The following is an 18,624-nucleotide window of genomic DNA, read 5'->3' as shown; positions in this document are numbered from 1 at the left end:
TTAGGTCGCGGCCGCGGTGTGCTCCTCGTGCATCGCTCCGCGCAGCATCTCACGCAATTCGGGCGAGCGCGCGTGCCCGTGACTTGCAACGGCGTGCTCGACCGCGACGAGAAGCACCTCGTCTTCGGTCCCAGCGATCGTCAGCGAGCAATTGCTCTCGCTCGGAAATTCGCGGCAGTCGATCGAGTAGCGAGCGACCATGACGGATCCTCCTCGAAGGCGACGTGGGGATGTTCAGTCTAGCACTCCACCACGCCGACGGCGAGACCGCCGAGCGACGTTTCCTTGTATTTCGTCTGCATGTCTCGGCCCGTCTGCAGCATCACCTCGATGACGCGATCCAGCGAGACGCGGTGTCCATCGTTTTCCCACATCGCCATTCGGGCGGCGTTGATCGCTTTCACCGCGCCGATGGCGTTGCGCTCGATGCACGGGATCTGCACGAGACCGCCGATCGGGTCGCAGGTCATGCCCAAGTTGTGCTCCATCCCGATTTCGGCGGCGTGTTCGACGTGATGGTTCGCGCCGCCGAGGGCGGCGACGAGTCCGCCAGCCGCCATCGAGCACGCGACGCCGACCTCGCCCTGACATCCGACTTCCGCGCCGGAGATCGACGCGTTCTCACGATACAGTCCGCCGATCGCGGTGGCGCTCAGGAAGAAACGCAGCACGCCGTCATCGCCGGCACCGCGCACGTAACGCAGGTAGTAGTGCAGAACGGCCGGGATCACGCCCGCGGCACCGTTGGTCGGCGCGGTCACGACGCGGCCGCCGGCGGCGTTCTCCTCGTTCACCGCCATCGCGATCGTGTTGACGTAGTCGATCGGTGCGAGGCCGTCGTCGCCGGCTAAGGCCACCTGCAGCTTGCGGTACAGCCGCGGCGCGCGCCGCCGCACGTTCAGGCCGCCGGGCAAGATCCCTTCGGTCACGAGCCCGCGCTCCGCGCACGCGCGCATCGTCGTCCACACGCGATCGACGTACGCGCGCAACTCCGGTTCGGAAACGAGCGCCGTCTCGTTCGCGCGCACGATCTCCCAGATGGCGAGCCCTTCGCGCTCGCCGATCGCGAGCAGTTCCGCGCCGCTGGCAAACGGGTACGGGAGCGATGCCGCGCCGGTCGCCGCCGGCGGATCGCCGTCGCGTTCGACGAAGCCGCCGCCGACCGAGAAGTACGTCTCGTTCGACAACTCGGCGCCGCCGTCGTCGAACGCGTAGAGCGTCAGCGCGTTGGGGTGCCGCGGGAGCGACTGCGCGCGGAGAAACGCAATGTCGACGTTCGGGTCGAACGCGATGCGGTGCGTGCCCCCGAGCGGGAGCGCGCCGTCACGCACGGCGGCGGCGACGAGCGCTTCGGCGTCCTCGGGTGTCGTCGCGTCCGGCGGGCGTCCGGCCAGGCCGAGCATCACGGCCCGATCGGTGCCGTGTCCCTTTCCGGTGAGCGCGAGCGAACCGAAGAGGTCGACGCGAACGCGCCGCGTGCGATCGAGGGCGCCGCGTTCGTGGAGGCTGTCGGCGAAGCGCGCCGCCGCGCGCATCGGCCCGACCGTGTGCGAACTCGACGGCCCCAACCCGATCTTGAACAAGTCGAAGACGCTCGTCGCCATCGCAGGGCGCCTGCGCCTTCGGCGCCGCGCGTTCCTGGAGGTCAGCCCATCCCGCGGCGCACGCCGACGACGACCGACGTGACGGCATAGATCGCCATCAGCACTGTCACCCCGTCCCAGAGCGTAGGCATCGGAACGAGCCCCACCTTGGCCGCCGCGGCGACGAGGAACAGCGCACCTTGCGCGATCCAAAAGACGGCGAAGGTCGCCTCGGCAAGCACCGCGCGCAAGAACTCGTCGGACCGCCGCCAGATCGCGACGTTGAGCGCCGACTGGAGCGCGAAGCCGGCAAGGATCGCGGCGTACGCGGCACGGCGCACCACGTCGTCGCCGGTGGTCACGACGGGCAGCACGAGCAGCGTGCCCGCGAGCAGCGAAACCGCACACTGCTGGCGCAGATACGCGGCTTACGCTCTGCTGCGGCCACCGATCGCGAACGCCAGCCCGGTCGCGATGAAGAACAGCGCGAGGACGAGCGCCAACGCATCGGACCAGCCGGCGAGGTGAATCGCGCCCGACTTGACGAGGCGTCCGCCCGTGAACGCTCCGGCGAACCCCACCGCCGCACCCGCCGCCATCGCGACGATCAGCACCCGCGGAGTGCGTACGGTTCGATCAATGGTCATGTGAGATCACGCTCCTGCGGTTGAAAGATCGCTTCGATCGTTTGCCCGAAGAGCCGCGCGATCTTGAACGCCAAGGGCAAGGTCGGGATGTGCCGCCCGGTTTCGATCGCGTTGACCGCTTGGCGCGAAACGCCGAGCTGCTCGGCCAGATCGGCTTGGCTCCACTTGCGCTCCGCGCGCAGCACGCGCAGGCGATTCTCCACCGTTACTGGACGCGCCGCACACGATAGCCGAGCGCCGCCAAACGGGACTGCACGCTCGCCGCGCCGGCGAGATGCGCCGCGCCCACCGCGACGAAGCTGATGCCGGGATCGTGGAGCCGCGCGTCGAGCTGCCTTGCCCACGCCGCGTTGCGCTGCACGACCAGCCGGTCGTACAATCCGGGGGCGCAGCGAAACATGTCGTCATTTTCGAGCGCCGCGAAGCGATCGACGTCGCCCGCCGACCATGCCGCGACGAGTGAATCAAGGACCGTCGCCGCAGAATCGACGCGATCGAGCGTCGCATCGAGCAACGCCACCTCCTGATCGGCGGGAAGATCGGCGAAGAAGTGCATCTGCTGATCGATCGTCTCGAATCCGCGCACCGGTTTGCCGCGCGCCTGGAACGCGCTCTTCAACTGCATGTCGACGCCGCTCTTGGGATCGTATCCGGCCTTCAGCAGCGGGACGACCGAGAATGTGAGGCTCGCGAGCCACGGCCGGAACGGCTCGAAAGCCGCCTCGCCCGCCGGCGCGCCGATTGCCTTCGCGGCGTTGTCGACGCGCGCCAGGTCGGTTTTCGAGAGCTTCGTCGAGAGCGGGTGCGCCGCGTCGATTCCCAAGCTGCGCACGATCGGCGCGGCCGCCTGCGGGTCGTCGGCGTTGGTCACTTCGAGCCAGAGTTCCGCGCTCTCCGCGAGGGCGGCATCGAGCGGCGCGGTGTGCCACGATTGCTGCGGCCGGAGGACGTGGACGGTGCCGAAGAGGTACACTTTTGCGTGGGGCGACTCGACGACCCAGAGCGCCGGGTCGGCCGATGCCGCGCCGGCCGCGGCGAAGAACAGCGCGCACGCCAACGTCGCGACACGTCGAAGCGGATGCATGGGCTTGGCTCCTTCCTAAGCTCCGGAACCGCCCAACAATCCGTCAGGCGTACCGGACATAATGACACGCATACCTTACATTGAAGCGGGGACCTTGTCAAGTGAACCTGACATCCTATGGCGCGCTCGGCAAGGCGTGAACGCTACGCGATACGAAGTGCATCTCACATAGCGAAATCGATCCCAGGAGATCCAGGGATGATCGCAACCGAACTGCGCATCGACCTCGAGTGGGAACCGGGATGCAGCCGGATCCCCTACGCGCTGTACACCGACGAGGCCGTCTATCGCCGGGAACTCGATCGGCTCTTCTACCGCGACCACTGGTGCTACGTCGGTCTGGCGGCGGAGCTCCCCAACGCCGGCGACTTCAAGCGAACGTTCGTCGGGGAACGTTCGGTGCTGATGACGCGCGACCGCGACGGCGCGATCCACGTCGTCGAGAATCACTGCGCGCACCGCGGCGTGCAGTTCTGCCAGAAGAACTTCGGCAACGGCAAGACGTTCGTGTGCCCGTATCACCAATGGAGCTACGATCTTAAAGGCAATCTGATCGGACTGCCCTTCCGCAAGGGCGTCACGCGCGACGGGCGCGTCAACGGCGGGATGCCGGCCGATTTCGCGCTCGCCGATCACGGCCTGACGAAGCTGCGCGTGGAGGAATGGAACGGGCTCGTCTTCGCCTCGTTCGACCACGACGTTCCCGCCCTGCGCGCGTTCGTCGGCCCCGAGGTCGGCCGGTACGTCGAACGCATCTTCGACGGTCGCGAGCTCACCGTGCTCGGATACTCGCGTCAGCGCATCCCCGGCAACTGGAAGCTGATGCAGGAGAACATCAAGGATCCTTATCATCCGGGGCTGCTGCACACGTGGTTCGTCACGTTCGGTCTGTGGCGCGCAGACCAGCAGTCCGAGATGATCGTCGACGCGCGCGGCCGGCATGCCGCGATGGTCTCGCGCCGCAACGAAGGCGGCAAGTCCGACGTCACCGCCGGCGTGACGAGCTTCAAAGAGAACATGACGCTCCACGACGCGCGCGTGCTGGACATCGTCACCGAACCGTGGTGGAACGGTCCGACGGTGACGATGCTGACGCTCTTTCCGAGCGTGATCGTGCAGCAGCAAGTCAACTCGCTCTCGACCCGCCACATCGTACCGCGCGGACCCGGTGAGTTCGACTTCGTGTGGACGCATTTCGGCTTCGCCGACGACGACGCCGCGATGACGAAGCGGCGTCTGCGCCAGGCGAACCTGTTCGGCCCGGGCGGGTACGTCTCGGCCGACGACGGCGAAGTGATCGAGTTCTCGCAGCGCGGCTTCCGCCAGGATCCTGCCGCCGCGACGATCTGCGAGCTCGACGGTGCGGGGACCGGGGGCGCCGCTCACAACGTCACCGAGACGCTCATCCGCTCGATGTACGCGTACTATCGCGAGGTGATGGACCTGTGATCGCCGGCGGCGAGCGCGCCGTGAGCGCCGAGGAACGGTTCGCGATCGAAGATCTCTACGCCGCGTACGCGCACGCGCTCGACGACGGGCGATACGCGGACTGGCCCGAGTTCTTCACCGACGACTGCGTCTACCGCATCGTCGCGCGCGAGAACTACGAGCGCGGGCTGCCGCTGGCGATCCTGAGCTTCGAGAGCAAGGGGATGCTGCACGACCGCGTCTACGGCGTGACGCAGACGCTCTTCCACGAGCCGTACGTCATGCGCCACGCGATCGGATCGTTTCTGATCGCGCGCGCCGGCGCCGACGCGTACGACGTGCGCGCGAACTACGTGATCGTGCGGACCAAGGCGAACGCGCTCTCCGAGGTCTACAACGCCGGCCGCTACGTCGACCGTGTCGAGCGCGCCGGTGGGAGATTGCTTTTCCGCGAGAAAGTGTGCGTGTTCGACAGCGAAACGATACCGAACTCGCTGATCTACCCCATCTAGCGGAGGATATCATGGCAGAGCGCGGCGTCGTCGTCTTGAGCGGAGCGCGGACGGCGATCGGGAGTTACGGCGGAAGCTTAAAAGACGTGCCGCCGACCCGGCTCGCAGCGCTGACGCTCGCCGAAGCCGTCAAGCGCGCGGGGATCGAGCCGGCCGAGGTCGGGCACGTCGTCTACGGCAACGTGATTCACACCGAGCCGCGCGACATGTACCTCTCGCGCGTCGCCGCGATCGATGCGGGGATCCCCAAAGAGACGCCTGCGCTCACCGTGAACCGCTTGTGCGGCAGCGGCCTGCAGGCGATCGTCTCGGCGGCCCAGTCGATCCTGCTCGGCGACACCGAGGTCGCGGCAGCCGGCGGCGCCGAGTCGATGAGCCGCGGCCTTTACGGCGACCCGACGCAGCGCTGGGGCGCGCGGATGGGCCCGGTCGAGCAGGTGGACATGATGGTCGGCGCGCTGACCGATCCGTTCGACTCGGTGCACATGGGAATCACCGCCGAGAACGTCGCCGCGCAGTTCGGAATCTCGCGCGACGATCAGGACGCGTTCGCCGTCGAGAGCCAGCGGCGCGCGGCGCACGCGATCGCCGAAGGACGCTTTCGCGAGCAGATCGTGCCGGTCGAACTCAAGACGCGCAAGGGGACGACCGTCTTCGACACCGACGAACACGTCCGCGGCGAGACGACGCCCGAGGCGGTGGCAAAATTGCGGCCAGCGTTCAAAACCGACGGCAGCGTGACGGCGGGCAACGCGTCGGGGATCAACGATGCGGCCGCGACGGTCGTGATGATGGAAGCCGGCGCCGCGGAGCGCGCTGGAAAGAAGCCGCTCGCGCGGCTCATCGCGTATGCGCACGCCGGCGTCGACCCGAAGATCATGGGGATCGGACCGGTTCCGGCGGTGAAGCGCGCGCTCGAGCGCGCGAGCCTCAGCGTCGCCGACATCGACGTGATCGAGTCGAACGAAGCCTTCGCCGCGCAGGCGTGCGCGGTGTCGCGCGAACTCGGCTTCGACGCCGCGAAGGTGAATCCGAACGGCGGCGCGATCGCGCTGGGCCATCCGATCGGCGCGACCGGCTGCATCCTCACGATCAAAGCGATCGCCGAACTGCACCGCACCGGCGGACGCTACGCACTGGTGACGATGTGCATCGGCGGCGGCCAAGGGATCGCGGGCATCTTCGAGCGCATGTAGCGGTCGAGAAGCCGCTCGCCGAGCCACTCGTACACATGCTGCGCGGAGTGCGCCCGCGCACATGCATCGGCGCGCTCGAAGCGCGCCCGCCTCGTCATGTAACCCGAGCCCGAGGACATCATTGTCGGCCCCGACGGCCAGCACGCGTTCGTCACCGAGCGCACCGGCAACGTCCTGCGCGTCAACCTCAACAACGCGGCGCGCAGCGTGGCGACCGTCCTCACCGCGGGCCTGCACGCACCGCACCAGATGCAATTCGACTCGCAGCACACGCACATCTACGTCGTCGAATTCGACGGCGGCAGACTGCTCCGGATCGACGCCGCCACGGGCGCGTTCGCGACGATCGCGTCCGGACTCGATCATCCGATCGGCCTGCTGCTCTCGGCGGACGAACAATCCGCGTACGTCACCGAACAAGCCGCGTCCGGCGGACGCCTGCGTCACGTCGATCTCGGCACCGGTGCCGCGACGGACGTCGCCGGCGGCTTCACCGCACCGTTCATGATGACGTGGCTCGACTCGGCACGGGAGCGTCTCGCGCTGTGCGAACGCGACCTCGCCAACCGCGTCGCGGTGGTCGACCTTTCGGCCGGAAACACCGTCACGCGCATCACGCCGGGGATCGGCTTCCGGCCGTCGGACCTCGCGATGGTCGCCGCGCATCGCGCGCTGGTGACGTGCGACGCCGAGATCGACGACATCGCATTGGGTCTGGATCCGCTCACGGGACCTCTCTACAAAGGGATCGGCTTCGTGCCGTTCGACCGCATCGATGCGGTGACCGGCTTGGCGAACACCTGGCCCGATCTCACCTACTTCTATCGCGTGCAGAACGTCCCGTTCGGCAGCGTGATCCCGGTGAAGATCAATCATTATCTGGCCTCCATCGACGGGGCCGCGTGGTATCAGATCCTCATCGACGGGATCCCACGCGGCGATTCGTGGAGCGACTACAAATGGAATCCGATCACCAGCCGCTACGACGCGGTAACGATCGCTGCGCAAAACATCGGCCCGCTGCATAACGTCTACCCGGTCCGGTCGCTGGCCGAGCTCGCGCTGTGGTACAACGCCGATCTGGGCAGCCGTGTCGACACGACGGGATACCTCGACAGCGTGCACACCATCGAGGTGCGCTTCTACAATGCGACGTTCGGGTCGATCGCGGTCGCGGCGCCGAACGACGGCCCGCATGCGATCCGGTTCGACAACAGCCGCTGCTTCGCGTCGCTCGATGCGATCACGCTCGGGGGCGGCAGTGCCAGCACCGATTGCGGCATCCTCAAGTACGTCAACCTCACCGATACCGTGACGATGACGTATCGCGCCGCGCAAGCGCACAACTCCGCAACGTACTCCTTCGCGGTGAAGCGCGGCGCCAACGAGATCGTCTCGCTCGAACAGAACGGCGACGTCGGCCTCCCCGGCTACTCGGAGAGCGCGACGGTCGCGGTGCTGCTCGGCAGCTGCGCCGGACAGTCGGGTCCCGGCGGGCGGGCTTCCTCGAGGAACTCTACGTGGCGACGAAGGCGATCAACGGCGAGGCTCGGCTCTCGGGTTACGACGCCTCGGACGCGCGCGCGTTCGTGCTCTCGATGTAGCGTACTGGGTGCGCGGCGTCGTCCCGCTCGACGACGCCGCGCGCTCGCAGGTGCTCGAGATGTGCGAGCGTCTCGGCGACTGCGAACTGCTGGTGGGGCGGCGGCAGCGCGTCAAACGGGTCGCCGCGGCGGCGCCAGCGGAGTGCGCGCGCCACGTCGGTCGCGCTTTGCGCGCCGAATGCGAGCGCGGCGAGGATCTCCGCTTCGCGGGCGGCTTCGTGCGCGAGCAGTTCGGCGACGCGCCGCTGCAGGTGATCGAACCGTTCACCGTGCGCGGGCAGCGCATGCGCGATCCCGCTGGCGGCGACGCGCCGCAACGACGCGATGTAGTCACCCATCGCGTCGCCGCCCCGCCCGAACCAGTTTCCGACGTGCGGCGTGACCGGGTCGAGGACGTGATCGCCGGTCAGCAGCATCCCGGAACGCTCGTCGACGAAACACAAGTGACCGGGCGAATGCCCGGGCGTCCACATCGCACGCAAACGCCCGATGCGGCCGCCGTCGGCCGTCAGATGCGTCGGGCGGGTGAGCTCGGAGCGGCGGTGATGCGGGTCGTCGTCCGCATCCTCCGGCACGATCGTCAGGCCGTTGCGTGCGATCCATGCATCGGCTGCGGCGTCCGCCGCGAGCGGATCCGTGAGATACTGCAGGGCCGCGTCCCAGTCCGCCGGGTGCATGTGCAGCTCGCCAACGCCCGCGCGCAGCAGCGTCCCCGCCTGGCCGTAGTGATCGAAGTGCATGTGCGTGATCGCGAGGCGGCGCACGTCGGCGAGCGTCCGTCCGCACGCCGCGAGTCCGGCATGGAGGGAGGCGAGCACATCGTCGGTTTTCCAGCCGCAATCGACGAGCGTGCAGCCGTCGTCGTCGTCGAGCAAATAACCGTTCACGTACCGCATCGGGTTGCCGCGCATCGGAAGACGGATCTGCACGATGCCGTCGGCGGGAGTCGAGGTGAGCGGTGCGGCGGTCATCGAGCGGGCGGTTCGCCGCCGCGTCGTGATTCGCTCTTACCGCCCGCAAAGCACGCGTACAGCGCGCGGCGAAGGCCGCCGCATGCATCCCAAGGCGCATCGCCTGATCGACGAATTCCGCCTACAGCCCCATCCGGAGGGCGGCTGGTATCGCGAGACCTATCGCAGTCCCGACCGCGTCACGACCGCACGCGGCACCGTGCGCAGCGCCACGACCTCGATCTATTTTCTGCTCACGTCCGATCGCTTTTCGGCATTTCACCGGCTGGAATCGGATGAGACGTGGCACTTCTACCGCGGCGACGACGTCACCGTCGAGTTGATCGCTCCGAGCGGCATCCACGAAGCGAGGCGGCTCGGCGCCGCCGAGATGCTGCAGACCACGATCCCGGGCGCGACCTATTTCGCCGCGCACGTCGACGCGCCCGACGGCTATGCGCTCGTCGGGTGCGACGTCGCGCCGGGCTTTGAATTCGCCGATTTCCAGCTCACGACGCGCTCGATGCTGACCGCCGCCTACCCGCAGTACGGGCCGCTGATCGCGCGCTACACGCGCTGATCGGCAGCCGCCTCGCCGATGCCGATCCGGTAGTGTGCGCGCACGCGCGCTTCGGAGAGCGTGCTGGGGTACACCGCCACCTCGCCGATTCTGCCGCGAAACACGGGGTTCAAGTCGACATATTCACCGCCGATCGAAAAACCGTTGCGCGCAGCGTACCCGACGACGCGTCCGCGGACGTGCATCTCACGATTGAGCCGGCCGTTGACGTAGAAACGCATCGTCTCACCGTTATAGGTGCCGACCAGATGGTAGCGCACGCGCGGCTGCGGCGGGTTGGCGACCGTGCCGGGTTCGGCGTAGAGCATGTGCGTCTCTCGCGTGCTCGGCTCGAAAGGCTGTCGAAGCCACGTCGCGAGGCTGCGCGGCCCGGTGACCTGGACGCGATCGGTCTTCTTCCCTTCGAGGGTGAGCGGGAAGTACAGCACGTGACTGTGCTCGTCGAGCTCGAGGGCATAGCGGCAATGGAGTTTGTCGGGCGCGTCGTCGTTGCCGTAGGCGGCGAGCGTCACGTCGCCCGAGTTGTTCCCGACGATCTTGGTCGTATCGGGGACGACCCAGGCCTCGATGGTGAGCTGTTGCGCGCGCTCGAACATCGCGTTGCCCCGCACCCGCACGACGTCGTCCTTGGTCGAGCGGTCGCCGCCGTTGAACCCGAGCGACGACGCCGCGTCGGGGATCACGCCCGGACGGCCGCGCGACACACGTGCGCCGATGACGCCGTCGAAGTGGTGCCCCGAGGAGTCGTGCGCGATCGCTCCGGACCGCTCGTCGAGCCGGAAATAGGCGATCGGATGGTCGGCGAGCACCGCATCGCGATAGCGCTCCGCGGCCTGCGCCGGGAGCGCGCAGGACCAGAGCATTCCCATAACGGCGATGCAGCCGATCTTCGTGTGCTGAATGGCTCGGGTTCTCGCGGCGGAGCACTGCGTGTGTAGGCACACCCGTAGGGCCACGATTGTACGCTTCGCGACGACGCGCGCACGGGGCCGAAGGGTTCCGCGGGCCAGGACTTAGGTGTTGCGCGAGCCGGGTTACTCCGCCGGCCGTCCCGCGCCGCCGCCGGACTCAGGCCCGATCCACACGGTCTGCACGTTCACGAACTCGCGAATCCCGAACTCCGAGAGTTCGCGGCCGATCCCGCTCTTCTTCACGCCGCCGAACGGCAGACGCGGGTCGGACGCCGTCATCCCGTTGACGAACACGTTCCCCGATTCGAGGCGCGCGGCCAGCCGTTCCGCGAGCGCGATGTCGCGGGTCCACAGGTTGCCGCCCAGCCCGTAGCGCGATTCGTTCGCGAGCGCAACGGCTTCGTCGGCGTTGCGAACCCGGAACATCGCGGCGGCCGGCCCGAACGTCTCCTCCTCGGCCATCCGCATTCCGGGCCGCACGTTGCCGACGACCGTCGGCGCAAAAAAAGCCCCGGGACCCGGCAGCGGCTCGCCGCCGGCGAGCAGCGCCGCACCGGCCGCAACCGTGTCGCGCACCTGCGCGGCAAGATCATCGCGCAGGTCGTGTCGCGCCATCGGCCCGATGCGCGTCTCGCGCTGCGTCGGATCGCCGACTGCGAGCTCGCGCGTCTTCTCGACGAAGAGCGCGACGTAGCGGTCGTACACCGCATCCTCGATGATGAATCGCTTCGCGGCGATGCAGCTCTGACCCGAGTTCTGGAAGCGCGCCTTTACGCCGATCTCCGCCGCGCGTTCCAAATCCGCATCGGCGAGGACGATGAAGTAATCGGAGCCGCCGAGCTCCATCACCGTTTTCTTGATTGCTTTCCCGGCGAGCGCGCCCACCGACGATCCCGCCGCTTCGCTGCCGGTCAGCGTCACTGCGGCGACGCGGTCGTGCAGCACGATGGGCTCCATCGCCTTGCTGCCGACGAGCAGCGTGGTGAACGCGCCCTCCGGAAATCCGCTGCTGCGGAAGATCTCCTCGATCGCGAGCGCGCAGCCGGTCACGTTCGCCGCGTGCTTGAGCACGACGACGTTGCCCGCCATCATCGCGGGCGCCGCGGCACGGAACGCCTGCCAGTACGGAAAATTCCACGGCATGATTGCGAGCAGCACGCCCAGCGGCCGGAACGCCGCGTAACTGCGCGTCGCACTCGACGGGATCTCGATCGCCCGCAGCAGCCGCTCCGCGTTCTCCGCAAACCAGTCGCACGCGAGCGCGCACTTCTCGACCTCGGCCTCCGCCTCGGCCACCGGCTTGCCCATCTCGGCGGTCGCCAAGAGCGCGAGCTCCGCTTTGCGCGCCCTCAGCGTCGCGGCCGCGGCGCCCATCAGCTGCGCGCGTCCCGCGAACGATCGCTCGCGCCAGCGCGCGGCCTCGCTCGCCGCCCGCTCCAGCAGGCGGTCGACCGTCGCCGAATCGTGCGCGTCGTAGCGCTTCAGCACCGCCCCCGTGGCGGGATTTCGCGTCTCGATCGACGCGGACGGCGCAGCAGTCGTGCTCATACGCTTCCTATTCCCAATCACGCGCTCGCGCGTTCGGTCCGCAGCGCCGAGGTGTGGACCTTGTGACACGCCGGGCACAGCGTCTCCAGGTTGTCGAGGTGGTGCACGCACGAGAGCTGACCGTGCCGCCCGAGCGCCGGATCGATATGGTTCACTTCGAGCCGCTCCGTGCGCCGCGCGGCGCGATACGCGCGCATCGCGGTCTTGTACGCCGGCTCGGTGCGGAACGCGGCGCGCGACGGGCGCTTCGGCGCGCGCGTTCCGCAGCGCCGGCAGCGATAGCGGTCGCGCCGCTTGGCGGCGCTGCGCGCGACCGACCACCAGTGATTCGCCCAGAACGCGTCGCCGCAGCGGTCGCTGCACCATATCCGGCGCCGTGGCGGCAGCGGCTCGGCGCACCACGCGCACGCGCCGTCGGCGGCCGGCGGCGCGAGCGAACAGACCGCGAGCAGCAGATCGCGTTTGCGTTCGGCGTGCGGCGGCTTCACGGGCGCGAGCGGCGCGCGCAGATCTCCAAGCGCGTTCCGACCGGGTCGGTGAAGAACAGCGCCGGGTAACTGTCGTCGTCGCTGCGCTCGATCTCGCGCGCGCCGAGTTCGTGCAGCACGCCGTGCCACTCCTCGAGCGTATCGGCGTCGACGGCGAACGCGATGCGGCCGCGGGCCGGCTGGGCCGTCCCTTCCTCGATGATCCCGATGAAGTGCGCGGGCCGGCCGCTGACGTTTTCTTCGTAATATTCGACCGCATTGTAGCGTTCGGGCGTGGCGTCGCTCCACGACGAGCCGCCGAACTCGACCCACGAATACGACTTGCGCGTCAGCCCGAGCCGCGTGAAGAACACGTCGTAGAAACGTTCGACGACACCCAGCACCGGGACGCGCAGGTCAACGTGGTCGAAACCGCCGAACGCCGTCATCGCAGCGCGGGTTCGGCGACGTCCTCGGCCAGCAGCGCCGGCGACGCGGTTCCGGCGAGAAACACGCCGAGTTGCGCGACCGAGAACTGCATCCCGGTCCAGAAACGCCCGAACTCGCCGAAGCGCGACGACGCCTCGTCGAAGCGCATCGTGTATACCAGCTTCTTGAAGACGAGCGGGTCGTCGGCGTAGAGATCGACGCCCCATTCCCAATCGTCGAACCCGATCGAACCCGAGATCACCTGCGTGACGTGGCCGTGGAACGAGCGCCCGATCTTGCCGTGCTCGAGCATCAGCTTCGCGCGCTCGTCGTACGGCGTATTGTACCAGTTGTCGGCGCCGTCGCGCTTCTTGTTCATCGGATAGAAGCAGACGTAGCGGCGATGCGGGATGCGCGCCCACAGCCGGCCCGCGTTGCGCGGCTCGCGCTCCGCGTCGGCGAGCAGTTCGTCGAAGGCGGCGTTCCACGCGTCGCTGTGCGCCTTGAGTCCGCGGTCGCGCAGCTCGGCGTGGATCTTCGCCGTGTGCTCGTAGAGTCCGAGTTCGAGGATCGAGACGTAGGACTCCAGCGGTTCGATGAAATCGCGCAGCGCGAGCTTGTCGACCTGCGCCTGCACGTCGCCGAGCGCGTCGAACGCGCGCGCGTAGTGGGTGAGCATCAGGTCGCCCTTGTGGCCGAGGAGCTGCGCGAGCCCCAGATCGGCGTCGGCGTCGCGCGCGAGCGCGCCGAACAGCGCACCGGCTTCGCGTTCGACGGCGTCCCGGCGCGGTGCGTCGAGCGCATCCCAGCGGCGCCGGTCGAGGCGGAACATGCGGTGGAGGATCGCCCAGCCGTCGAGCGACTCGGGGACGTTCGGATGTCTCACGCTGGTTCTCGGTCTTTCGTCAGGCGCGGCGCCGGTCGGCGGCCGCGGCGATCTCATTCGCCGCCGACGGCGCGCGTCCACTCTCAGCTTTGATCTCGGAGACCAGCGCCGCGGGGCGTTCGCGGTACTTCGCCCAGAGCTGCGGCATGTGCGTCACGTCGTTGAGGATCCGCGCGATCGCGGTGTTCACCGGCGCCTCGATCCCGGCGTCGCGCGCCGCTCGCGCGACCGCGCCGTTGAGGACGTCCACTTCGGTGCGGTGCTTGGCCGAGCGCAGGTCGAGCAGCAGCGAGGGCGGCTTCTCACCGCGGGCGGTCGCGATCCGGCCGGCGAGGACGGCGCGCGCCATCGGCGTCGGCATCGTCGCAACCGCGAGCAGCGCGCGCACCGGGTAGCGCGGCAGATCGATCGGCGCGATCCCCAGCGCCTTCATCGTCTGGCGCACTTCGCGGATCGCGCGGATCTCGAGCGCGAAGACCTCGTCTTCGCGGACCAGCCGCTCGGGGAGGACGTCGAGGATCGCGCAGGTCGCGTTCGCCACGAGGTTGAGCGCGAGCTTCGACCATTTGAGCGAGCGATAATCGCGCACGGCGGTCGTCGGCAGCCCGGTCGCGCCGAACGCGGCCAGCAGCCAGTTGTTGGGGCTCGCGGTGCCGACGGGTGCGAACGCGATCCCGCCGCCTTTCGCCGCGACGCCCTTGCCGGCAGCGTCGATCTCGACCGGGACGGTCAGGGCCGCCGCGACGACGTTGTCGGCGCCGAACGCGGCCGCGAGTGCTTCTTCGTTGCCGATCCCGTTCTGCGCCGTGAGGATCGTCGTCGCACCGGGATCGCGCAGCGCACGCTGCAGCGTCGCGATGGCGCCCGGCGTGTCGTACGACTTCACCGCGACGACCGCGAGATCGGCGTCGACCGGGACGATGTCCTCGAGCGCGCGCGGCGCATAGGTGACGTCGTTGCCGATCCCGCGCAGCAGTTCGCCCAGATACGTTCCGACGGCGCCCTTTCCGACCACGTAGACGTGCATCGCTACGCGCTCAGCCGGATGCAGTTCATCGGCCGGTGCTGCCGAAGCCGCCGCCGCCGCGCATGCTCGACGCGAGGGCGGCCGTCTCGGTGAACGCCGCCTGCACCACCGGCGCGACGATCAACTGCGCGATGCGGTCGCCGCGCCGCACCACGAACGGCGCGCTGCCGTGATTGATCAGCAGCACGCCGACGGGGCCGCGATAGTCGCTGTCGATGGTGCCGGGCGTGTTCAGACACGTGATGCCTGCTTTCAGGGCCAGGCCGCTGCGGGGCCGCACCTGCACCTCGTACCCTGCAGGGACCTCGAACGCCAGCCCGGTGGGGATGAGTGCGCGTTCGCCCGGAGCGATCACGACGTCCTCGCGCACGGCGGCGACGACGTCGGCACCGGCGGCGCCGGCGCTCATGTACGCGGGCAACGGGAGCCCCTCGCCCTCGGGGAGGCGCACGACGGCGACGACCGGGGCGCTCACTTTGCGAGCAGGCCTTCCAGTTCGGCGCGGAAGCTCGCGACGTCGCGGAAGTCGCGATAGACGCTCGCGAAGCGCACGTACGCGATCGCGTCGACGCGCTTGAGCGCCTCCATCAGTTTCTCGCCGACGAGCGAGGCCGGCACCTCGTTCTCGCCGCGCGCGAAAAGCTCGCGCTCGATCCCGGCGACGATCTCCTCCATCTGCGCTTCGGAGACCGGCCTCTTCTCACACGCGCGGCGAAGGCCCGAGAGGACCTTGTCGCGGTTGTACTGTTCCCGACGGCCGTCTTTCTTGACGACGAACAGGCGCGGCGCTTCCATCCGCTCGTAGGTGGTGAAGCGATGCTTGCAGCCGAGACACTCGCGCCGTCGGCGGACGGAGTTGTCGTCGTCGCGTGAGTCGACGACGCGCGTCTCGTTCTTGCGGCAGTGCGGGCAGAGCAGGCTCGGTAGGTCCTCTCAGAGGGCGGCACCCCTATATCTTGTGGTGCCGTTCCAGTATAGCCCGCGGAGCGCCCCGTCCGCTAGGACGCGGCTCCGATCTTGAACATCTTCGTCCCGCACACCGGGCATTTGCCTTCCGTCGCCGGACGGCCGTTTTTCATCTGGATCTGCTGCGCGTCTTTGATCTCACGTTTGGTCTTGCACTTGACGCAGTACGCTTCGGCTGCCATGGCTACTCGGTCTCTCCCTTGACGCGACCGGCCCTGCTGGGGCGGTATCGCCGAGGCCCGTTACGGAGCGCGCCGGGGAATCCCTTGAAGGGCGGAACCCTTGCCGGGAGGGCAGCCGGACGTGATCGACCAGCGTGGACCATCTCAAACGCCGCTACGTCCCCCGGGCAGAGCTCGACGCGCTGTGCGGGGAGCGTCTGCGCGATGACGCCCTGGCGGGCCTGTGGGCCGCGGGATCGCTCGACGGATTGGCCGCACCGTGCGTCGCGATCGTCGGCACCCGGGCCCCGTCGGATGACGGACGGCGTCGCGCGCGGGAACTCGCCGCCGCCCTCGCACGGGCCGGCGTCTGCGTGGTCTCGGGGCTGGCGCTGGGGATCGACGGCGCCGCACACGAGGGCGCGCTGGCGGCCGGGGCACCGACGATCGGCGTGCTCGGCGGCGGCCACGACCACTTCTTCCCGCCGCGCCACCGGGAGCTCGGTACGCGGATCGCGGCGGGCGGCGGCGCTGTCGTCTCGCCGTTCCCGCCGGAGAACCATCCGGAGCCCTGGCAGTTCCTCGCGCGCAACGCGGTGATCGCGGCGCTCGCCGATGCCGTGGTCGTGGTCGAGGCCGCCGCGCGAAGCGGGGCGCTGAACACGGCCGGCCACGCCGCCGACCGCGGCACGCCGGTCCTCGCGTTTCCCGGCGACGTCGACCGCCCGAAGGCGGCCGGCTGCAATGCGCTCATCCGCGACGGCGCGACCCTCGTGCGCGACGTCGCCGACGTCCTCGCGTCGCTCCCGCTCCCGCTCGCGCCTCCGCCTCGCGAACGAACGCGCAGCGCGAGTCCCGATCCCGCCGATCCCGAACCCGTGCGCCGCGTGATCGCGGCCCTGGAAGACGGCGCGAGCGACGCCGGCACGCTCGCCGACCGCATCGCGATTCCTGCCGCAGAACTCTTCGCGCTGCTCACCGAGCTCGAACTGAGCGGCCGCATCGTCAGCGGCCGCGACGGCTACGCCCTCTGCACACGGCGTTGACATGCACGCTGAGCCCCGTCACGCTCATATGATGGGGTAGGGGGATGACTCGAACGAATCATCCCCCTACGCGGTGTCGAGCGCCGTCGTCACGCCTGGGCCCAAGAGCCCGTAGCTCAGATTGGCGCTCGCACCAACCTCCAAGCGATCAGCCGAACGGAATCGTGGGCCGTCTGCGACGAGCCCGTATGCATGAGCCTGGTAAGATGATCGCTACGCCGGAACCTAGAGGGAAATCCTGCGATGAGCATGTTGGGCGTCGATATCTCTAAGGACACGTTCCACTGCTGCTTGCAACGCGGCGAGAAGCGCAGTGAGGCGAGTTTTGAGAACACGCGAACCGGCTTCAGAAAGCTTCGCAGTTGGTTGCGCACGCATCGCGCCCACGAGGTTCATGTGTGCATGGAGTCAACCGGGCCGTATTGGCGCAACTTAGCGGCGAACTTGCACAAAGCGAAAATCCGGGTGAGCGTGGTGAACCCGACGCGTACGGCATATTTGTAGAAGTCAGGATTTGATCTGACGGTTGTCGAATACCGGTGGTGAATCCTCCTGAGGAGCCATCCATGAACAGCGACCGAAAAGTCATCAAGGCGAAAGTGGGCCTACTCCAGCTCGGCAAGCAGCTCGGAAATGTGACTGAAGCCTGCCGCGTGATGGGTTACAGCCGTGATAGCTTCTACCGTTTCAAAGAGCTCTACGAGACGGGCGGCGATCTGGCCTTGGCCGAGATCACCAAGCGAAAGCCGAACCTCAAGAACCGCATTGCTCCCGAAGTCGAGGATGCGATTGTCGATCTTGCGATCGAGTTCCCTGCGTACGGTCAAGTGCGCGCAGCGAACGAGCTCGCCAAGCGTGGGATGCGTATGTCGCCGGCGGGACTTCGCGGGGTGTGGCTGCGACACGATCTTGAGACGATGAAGAAACGGCTCAAAGCGCTGGAAGCAAAGAGCGCCCAAGATGGGCTCGTCCTGACTGAGGCGCAAGTCGTCGCGCTGGAGCGTGCCAAGCTCGAGAAAGAAGCGCACGGCGAGTTCGAGAGTGAGTGCCCCGGCTACTGCGGCGCGCAGGACACCTTCTTCGTTGGGACGATGAAGGGCGTCGGCCGCATCTACCAGCAGACCTTCATCGACACCTATGCGAAGGTGGGCGTCGCGAAGCTCTATTTGGACAAGACACCAATCACTGCGGCCGACCTGCTCAACGATCGCGTGTTACCGCTATACGAAGAGTACGGGATTACGTTGCAACGGATCCTGACCGACCGCGGCACGGAGTTTTGCGGGCGTGAGGGACATCCGTACGAGCTCTACCTGGCGATCGAAGACATCGACCACACCCGAACGAAGGCACGCCATCCGCAGACCAACGGCATCGTCGAGCGTTTTCACAAAACGATGCTTGATGAGTTTTATCGGATCGCGTTTCGCAAGACGATCTACACGTCGCTCGAGCAACTGCAGCGGGACCTCGATGCGTGGACCGAGGAGTACAACACGCAGCGTCCGCATCAAGGACGCTGGTGCTACGGCAAGACGCCGATGCAGACATTCGTCGACAGTGTCTCCCTTGCGAAAGAGAAACAGATCGCTTAGACTG

At 67.9% G+C, this 18,624-nt stretch carries 24 protein-coding genes; 7 read left to right on the top strand and 17 right to left on the bottom strand.

The features are described 5' to 3' along the window. From WPS_RS02825 to WPS_RS02800, 6 genes are read right to left on the bottom strand one after another with little or no spacing between them, the layout of a single operon-like run. A complete protein-coding gene (locus WPS_RS02825; protein ID WP_317996346.1) occupies positions 1-201 on the bottom strand; it encodes a DUF1059 domain-containing protein in 201 nt (66 codons plus the stop codon). Between the two features lie 38 nt (positions 202-239). Further along, a complete protein-coding gene (locus WPS_RS02820) occupies positions 240-1,604 on the bottom strand; it encodes an L-serine ammonia-lyase (protein WP_317996345.1) in 1,365 nt (454 codons plus the stop codon). 41 nt (positions 1,605-1,645) lie between these two features. Then, positions 1,646-1,957, bottom strand: a complete 312-nt coding sequence (locus tag WPS_RS02815) for a hypothetical protein (RefSeq protein WP_317996344.1) — start codon at positions 1,955-1,957, stop codon at positions 1,646-1,648. A gap of 54 nt (positions 1,958-2,011) precedes the next feature. Continuing rightward, positions 2,012-2,230, bottom strand: a complete 219-nt coding sequence (locus tag WPS_RS02810; RefSeq protein ID WP_317996343.1) for a hypothetical protein — start codon at positions 2,228-2,230, stop codon at positions 2,012-2,014. Further along, positions 2,227-2,433 (bottom strand): helix-turn-helix transcriptional regulator, encoded by a 207-nt coding sequence (locus tag WPS_RS02805; protein WP_317996342.1) that lies wholly within the window; start codon positions 2,431-2,433, stop codon positions 2,227-2,229. Before WPS_RS02805 ends, WPS_RS02810 begins: the two co-directional genes overlap by 4 nt. 2 nt (positions 2,434-2,435) lie before the next feature. Then, a complete protein-coding gene (locus WPS_RS02800) occupies positions 2,436-3,314 on the bottom strand; it encodes a TraB/GumN family protein (RefSeq protein ID WP_317996341.1) in 879 nt (292 codons plus the stop codon). A gap of 198 nt (positions 3,315-3,512) precedes the next feature. Here WPS_RS02800 and WPS_RS02795 point away from each other — a divergent pair, with 198 nt between their 5' ends. Genes WPS_RS02795 through WPS_RS02785 form a run of 3 tightly spaced genes read left to right on the top strand, consistent with a single transcriptional unit; the run spans position 3,513 to position 6,450 of the window. After that, on the top strand, positions 3,513-4,763 hold the full coding sequence (locus WPS_RS02795) for an aromatic ring-hydroxylating dioxygenase subunit alpha (protein WP_317996340.1): 1,251 nt from the start codon (positions 3,513-3,515) through the stop codon (positions 4,761-4,763). After that, positions 4,760-5,254: an aromatic-ring-hydroxylating dioxygenase subunit beta gene (locus WPS_RS02790; RefSeq protein WP_317996339.1), complete on the top strand. Its 495-nt coding sequence runs from the start codon at positions 4,760-4,762 to the stop codon at positions 5,252-5,254. Before WPS_RS02795 ends, WPS_RS02790 begins: the two co-directional genes overlap by 4 nt. An 11-nt stretch (positions 5,255-5,265) precedes the next feature. Beyond that, positions 5,266-6,450: an acetyl-CoA C-acyltransferase family protein gene (locus WPS_RS02785; protein WP_317996338.1), complete on the top strand. Its 1,185-nt coding sequence runs from the start codon at positions 5,266-5,268 to the stop codon at positions 6,448-6,450. 1,142 nt (positions 6,451-7,592) lie between these two features. Here WPS_RS02785 and WPS_RS02780 read toward each other — a convergent pair. Together WPS_RS02780 and WPS_RS02775 are read right to left on the bottom strand one after the other, a co-directional pair. Further along, on the bottom strand, positions 7,593-7,739 hold the full coding sequence (locus tag WPS_RS02780; protein WP_317996337.1) for a hypothetical protein: 147 nt from the start codon (positions 7,737-7,739) through the stop codon (positions 7,593-7,595). Between the two features lie 272 nt (positions 7,740-8,011). Continuing rightward, entirely contained in the window at positions 8,012-9,025 is a 1,014-nt protein-coding gene (locus tag WPS_RS02775) for an MBL fold metallo-hydrolase (protein WP_317996336.1), read from the bottom strand. Positions 9,026-9,107: 82 nt separating this feature from the next. Between WPS_RS02775 and WPS_RS02770 the strand changes: the two genes are divergently transcribed. Beyond that, the gene (locus tag WPS_RS02770; RefSeq protein WP_317996335.1) at positions 9,108-9,584 is read left to right on the top strand and encodes a cupin domain-containing protein; all 477 of its coding nucleotides are present in this window, start codon (positions 9,108-9,110) and stop codon (positions 9,582-9,584) included. Here WPS_RS02770 and WPS_RS02765 read toward each other — a convergent pair. The 9 genes from WPS_RS02765 to WPS_RS02725 all read right to left on the bottom strand — a co-directional run bounded on the left by WPS_RS02765 (position 9,572) and on the right by WPS_RS02725 (position 16,000). Then, the gene (locus WPS_RS02765; protein ID WP_317996334.1) at positions 9,572-10,453 is read right to left on the bottom strand and encodes a LamG-like jellyroll fold domain-containing protein; all 882 of its coding nucleotides are present in this window, start codon (positions 10,451-10,453) and stop codon (positions 9,572-9,574) included. The genes WPS_RS02770 and WPS_RS02765 overlap by 13 nt on opposite strands. 165 nt (positions 10,454-10,618) lie before the next feature. Next, positions 10,619-12,043: an NAD-dependent succinate-semialdehyde dehydrogenase gene (locus tag WPS_RS02760; RefSeq protein ID WP_405054921.1), complete on the bottom strand. Its 1,425-nt coding sequence runs from the start codon at positions 12,041-12,043 to the stop codon at positions 10,619-10,621. Between the two features lie 17 nt (positions 12,044-12,060). After that, a complete protein-coding gene (locus tag WPS_RS02755; RefSeq protein ID WP_317996332.1) occupies positions 12,061-12,531 on the bottom strand; it encodes an HNH endonuclease in 471 nt (156 codons plus the stop codon). Then, on the bottom strand, positions 12,528-12,959 hold the full coding sequence (locus tag WPS_RS02750; RefSeq protein WP_317996331.1) for a VOC family protein: 432 nt from the start codon (positions 12,957-12,959) through the stop codon (positions 12,528-12,530). Before WPS_RS02750 ends, WPS_RS02755 begins: the two co-directional genes overlap by 4 nt. After that, positions 12,956-13,825: a hydrogen peroxide-dependent heme synthase gene (gene hemQ / locus WPS_RS02745; RefSeq protein WP_317996330.1), complete on the bottom strand. Its 870-nt coding sequence runs from the start codon at positions 13,823-13,825 to the stop codon at positions 12,956-12,958. Before hemQ ends, WPS_RS02750 begins: the two co-directional genes overlap by 4 nt. Positions 13,826-13,844: 19 nt before the next feature. Then, entirely contained in the window at positions 13,845-14,852 is a 1,008-nt protein-coding gene (locus WPS_RS02740; protein ID WP_317996329.1) for a ketopantoate reductase family protein, read from the bottom strand. A gap of 25 nt (positions 14,853-14,877) precedes the next feature. Then, positions 14,878-15,327, bottom strand: a complete 450-nt coding sequence (dut, locus tag WPS_RS02735) for a dUTP diphosphatase (RefSeq protein ID WP_317996328.1) — start codon at positions 15,325-15,327, stop codon at positions 14,878-14,880. Next, complete coding sequence (nrdR, locus tag WPS_RS02730) at positions 15,324-15,770, bottom strand: transcriptional regulator NrdR (RefSeq protein WP_317997482.1); 447 nt, start codon at positions 15,768-15,770, stop codon at positions 15,324-15,326. The genes dut and nrdR overlap by 4 nt, the downstream gene beginning before the upstream one ends. Before the next feature lie 80 nt (positions 15,771-15,850). After that, positions 15,851-16,000 (bottom strand): DUF5679 domain-containing protein, encoded by a 150-nt coding sequence (locus WPS_RS02725; RefSeq protein ID WP_317996327.1) that lies wholly within the window; start codon positions 15,998-16,000, stop codon positions 15,851-15,853. A gap of 134 nt (positions 16,001-16,134) precedes the next feature. On the opposite strand from WPS_RS02725, the gene dprA reads away from it, so the two are divergent. The 3 genes from dprA to WPS_RS02710 all read left to right on the top strand — a co-directional run bounded on the left by dprA (position 16,135) and on the right by WPS_RS02710 (position 18,620). After that, positions 16,135-17,025, top strand: coding sequence for a DNA-processing protein DprA (gene dprA, locus WPS_RS02720; RefSeq protein WP_317996326.1), 891 nt, complete (start codon positions 16,135-16,137; stop codon positions 17,023-17,025). Between the two features lie 243 nt (positions 17,026-17,268). Next, positions 17,269-17,529, top strand: coding sequence for an IS110 family transposase (locus tag WPS_RS02715; RefSeq protein WP_317996325.1), 261 nt, complete (start codon positions 17,269-17,271; stop codon positions 17,527-17,529). 62 nt (positions 17,530-17,591) lie between these two features. Further along, the gene (locus tag WPS_RS02710) at positions 17,592-18,620 is read left to right on the top strand and encodes an IS481 family transposase (RefSeq protein WP_317995781.1); all 1,029 of its coding nucleotides are present in this window, start codon (positions 17,592-17,594) and stop codon (positions 18,618-18,620) included. Positions 18,621-18,624: the final 4 nt, after the last annotated feature.

The sequence above is a fragment of the Vulcanimicrobium alpinum genome (genome assembly GCF_027923555.1).
Classification (GTDB): domain Bacteria; phylum Vulcanimicrobiota; class Vulcanimicrobiia; order Vulcanimicrobiales; family Vulcanimicrobiaceae; genus Vulcanimicrobium; species Vulcanimicrobium alpinum.
This window is presented reverse-complemented; position numbering and strand designations above follow the sequence as displayed.

Coding starts and splice junctions, on each gene's coding strand:
- WPS_RS02825 (WP_317996346.1), bottom strand. CDS start 201: ATGGTCGCTCGCTACTCGATCGACTGCCGCGAATTTCCGAGCGAGAGC.
- WPS_RS02820 (WP_317996345.1), bottom strand. CDS start 1,604: ATGGCGACGAGCGTCTTCGACTTGTTCAAGATCGGGTTGGGGCCGTCG.
- WPS_RS02810 (WP_317996343.1), bottom strand. CDS start 2,230: ATGACCATTGATCGAACCGTACGCACTCCGCGGGTGCTGATCGTCGCG.
- WPS_RS02800 (WP_317996341.1), bottom strand. CDS start 3,314: ATGCATCCGCTTCGACGTGTCGCGACGTTGGCGTGCGCGCTGTTCTTC.
- WPS_RS02795 (WP_317996340.1), top strand. CDS start 3,513: ATGATCGCAACCGAACTGCGCATCGACCTCGAGTGGGAACCGGGATGC.
- WPS_RS02785 (WP_317996338.1), top strand. CDS start 5,266: ATGGCAGAGCGCGGCGTCGTCGTCTTGAGCGGAGCGCGGACGGCGATC.
- WPS_RS02775 (WP_317996336.1), bottom strand. CDS start 9,025: ATGACCGCCGCACCGCTCACCTCGACTCCCGCCGACGGCATCGTGCAG.
- WPS_RS02770 (WP_317996335.1), top strand. CDS start 9,108: ATGCATCCCAAGGCGCATCGCCTGATCGACGAATTCCGCCTACAGCCC.
- WPS_RS02765 (WP_317996334.1), bottom strand. CDS start 10,453: ATGGGAATGCTCTGGTCCTGCGCGCTCCCGGCGCAGGCCGCGGAGCGC.
- WPS_RS02760 (WP_405054921.1), bottom strand. CDS start 12,043: ATGAGCACGACTGCTGCGCCGTCCGCGTCGATCGAGACGCGAAATCCC.
- WPS_RS02750 (WP_317996331.1), bottom strand. CDS start 12,959: ATGACGGCGTTCGGCGGTTTCGACCACGTTGACCTGCGCGTCCCGGTG.
- WPS_RS02740 (WP_317996329.1), bottom strand. CDS start 14,852: ATGCACGTCTACGTGGTCGGAAAGGGCGCCGTCGGAACGTATCTGGGC.
- WPS_RS02725 (WP_317996327.1), bottom strand. CDS start 16,000: ATGGCAGCCGAAGCGTACTGCGTCAAGTGCAAGACCAAACGTGAGATC.
- WPS_RS02715 (WP_317996325.1), top strand. CDS start 17,269: ATGAGCATGTTGGGCGTCGATATCTCTAAGGACACGTTCCACTGCTGC.
- WPS_RS02710 (WP_317995781.1), top strand. CDS start 17,592: ATGAACAGCGACCGAAAAGTCATCAAGGCGAAAGTGGGCCTACTCCAG.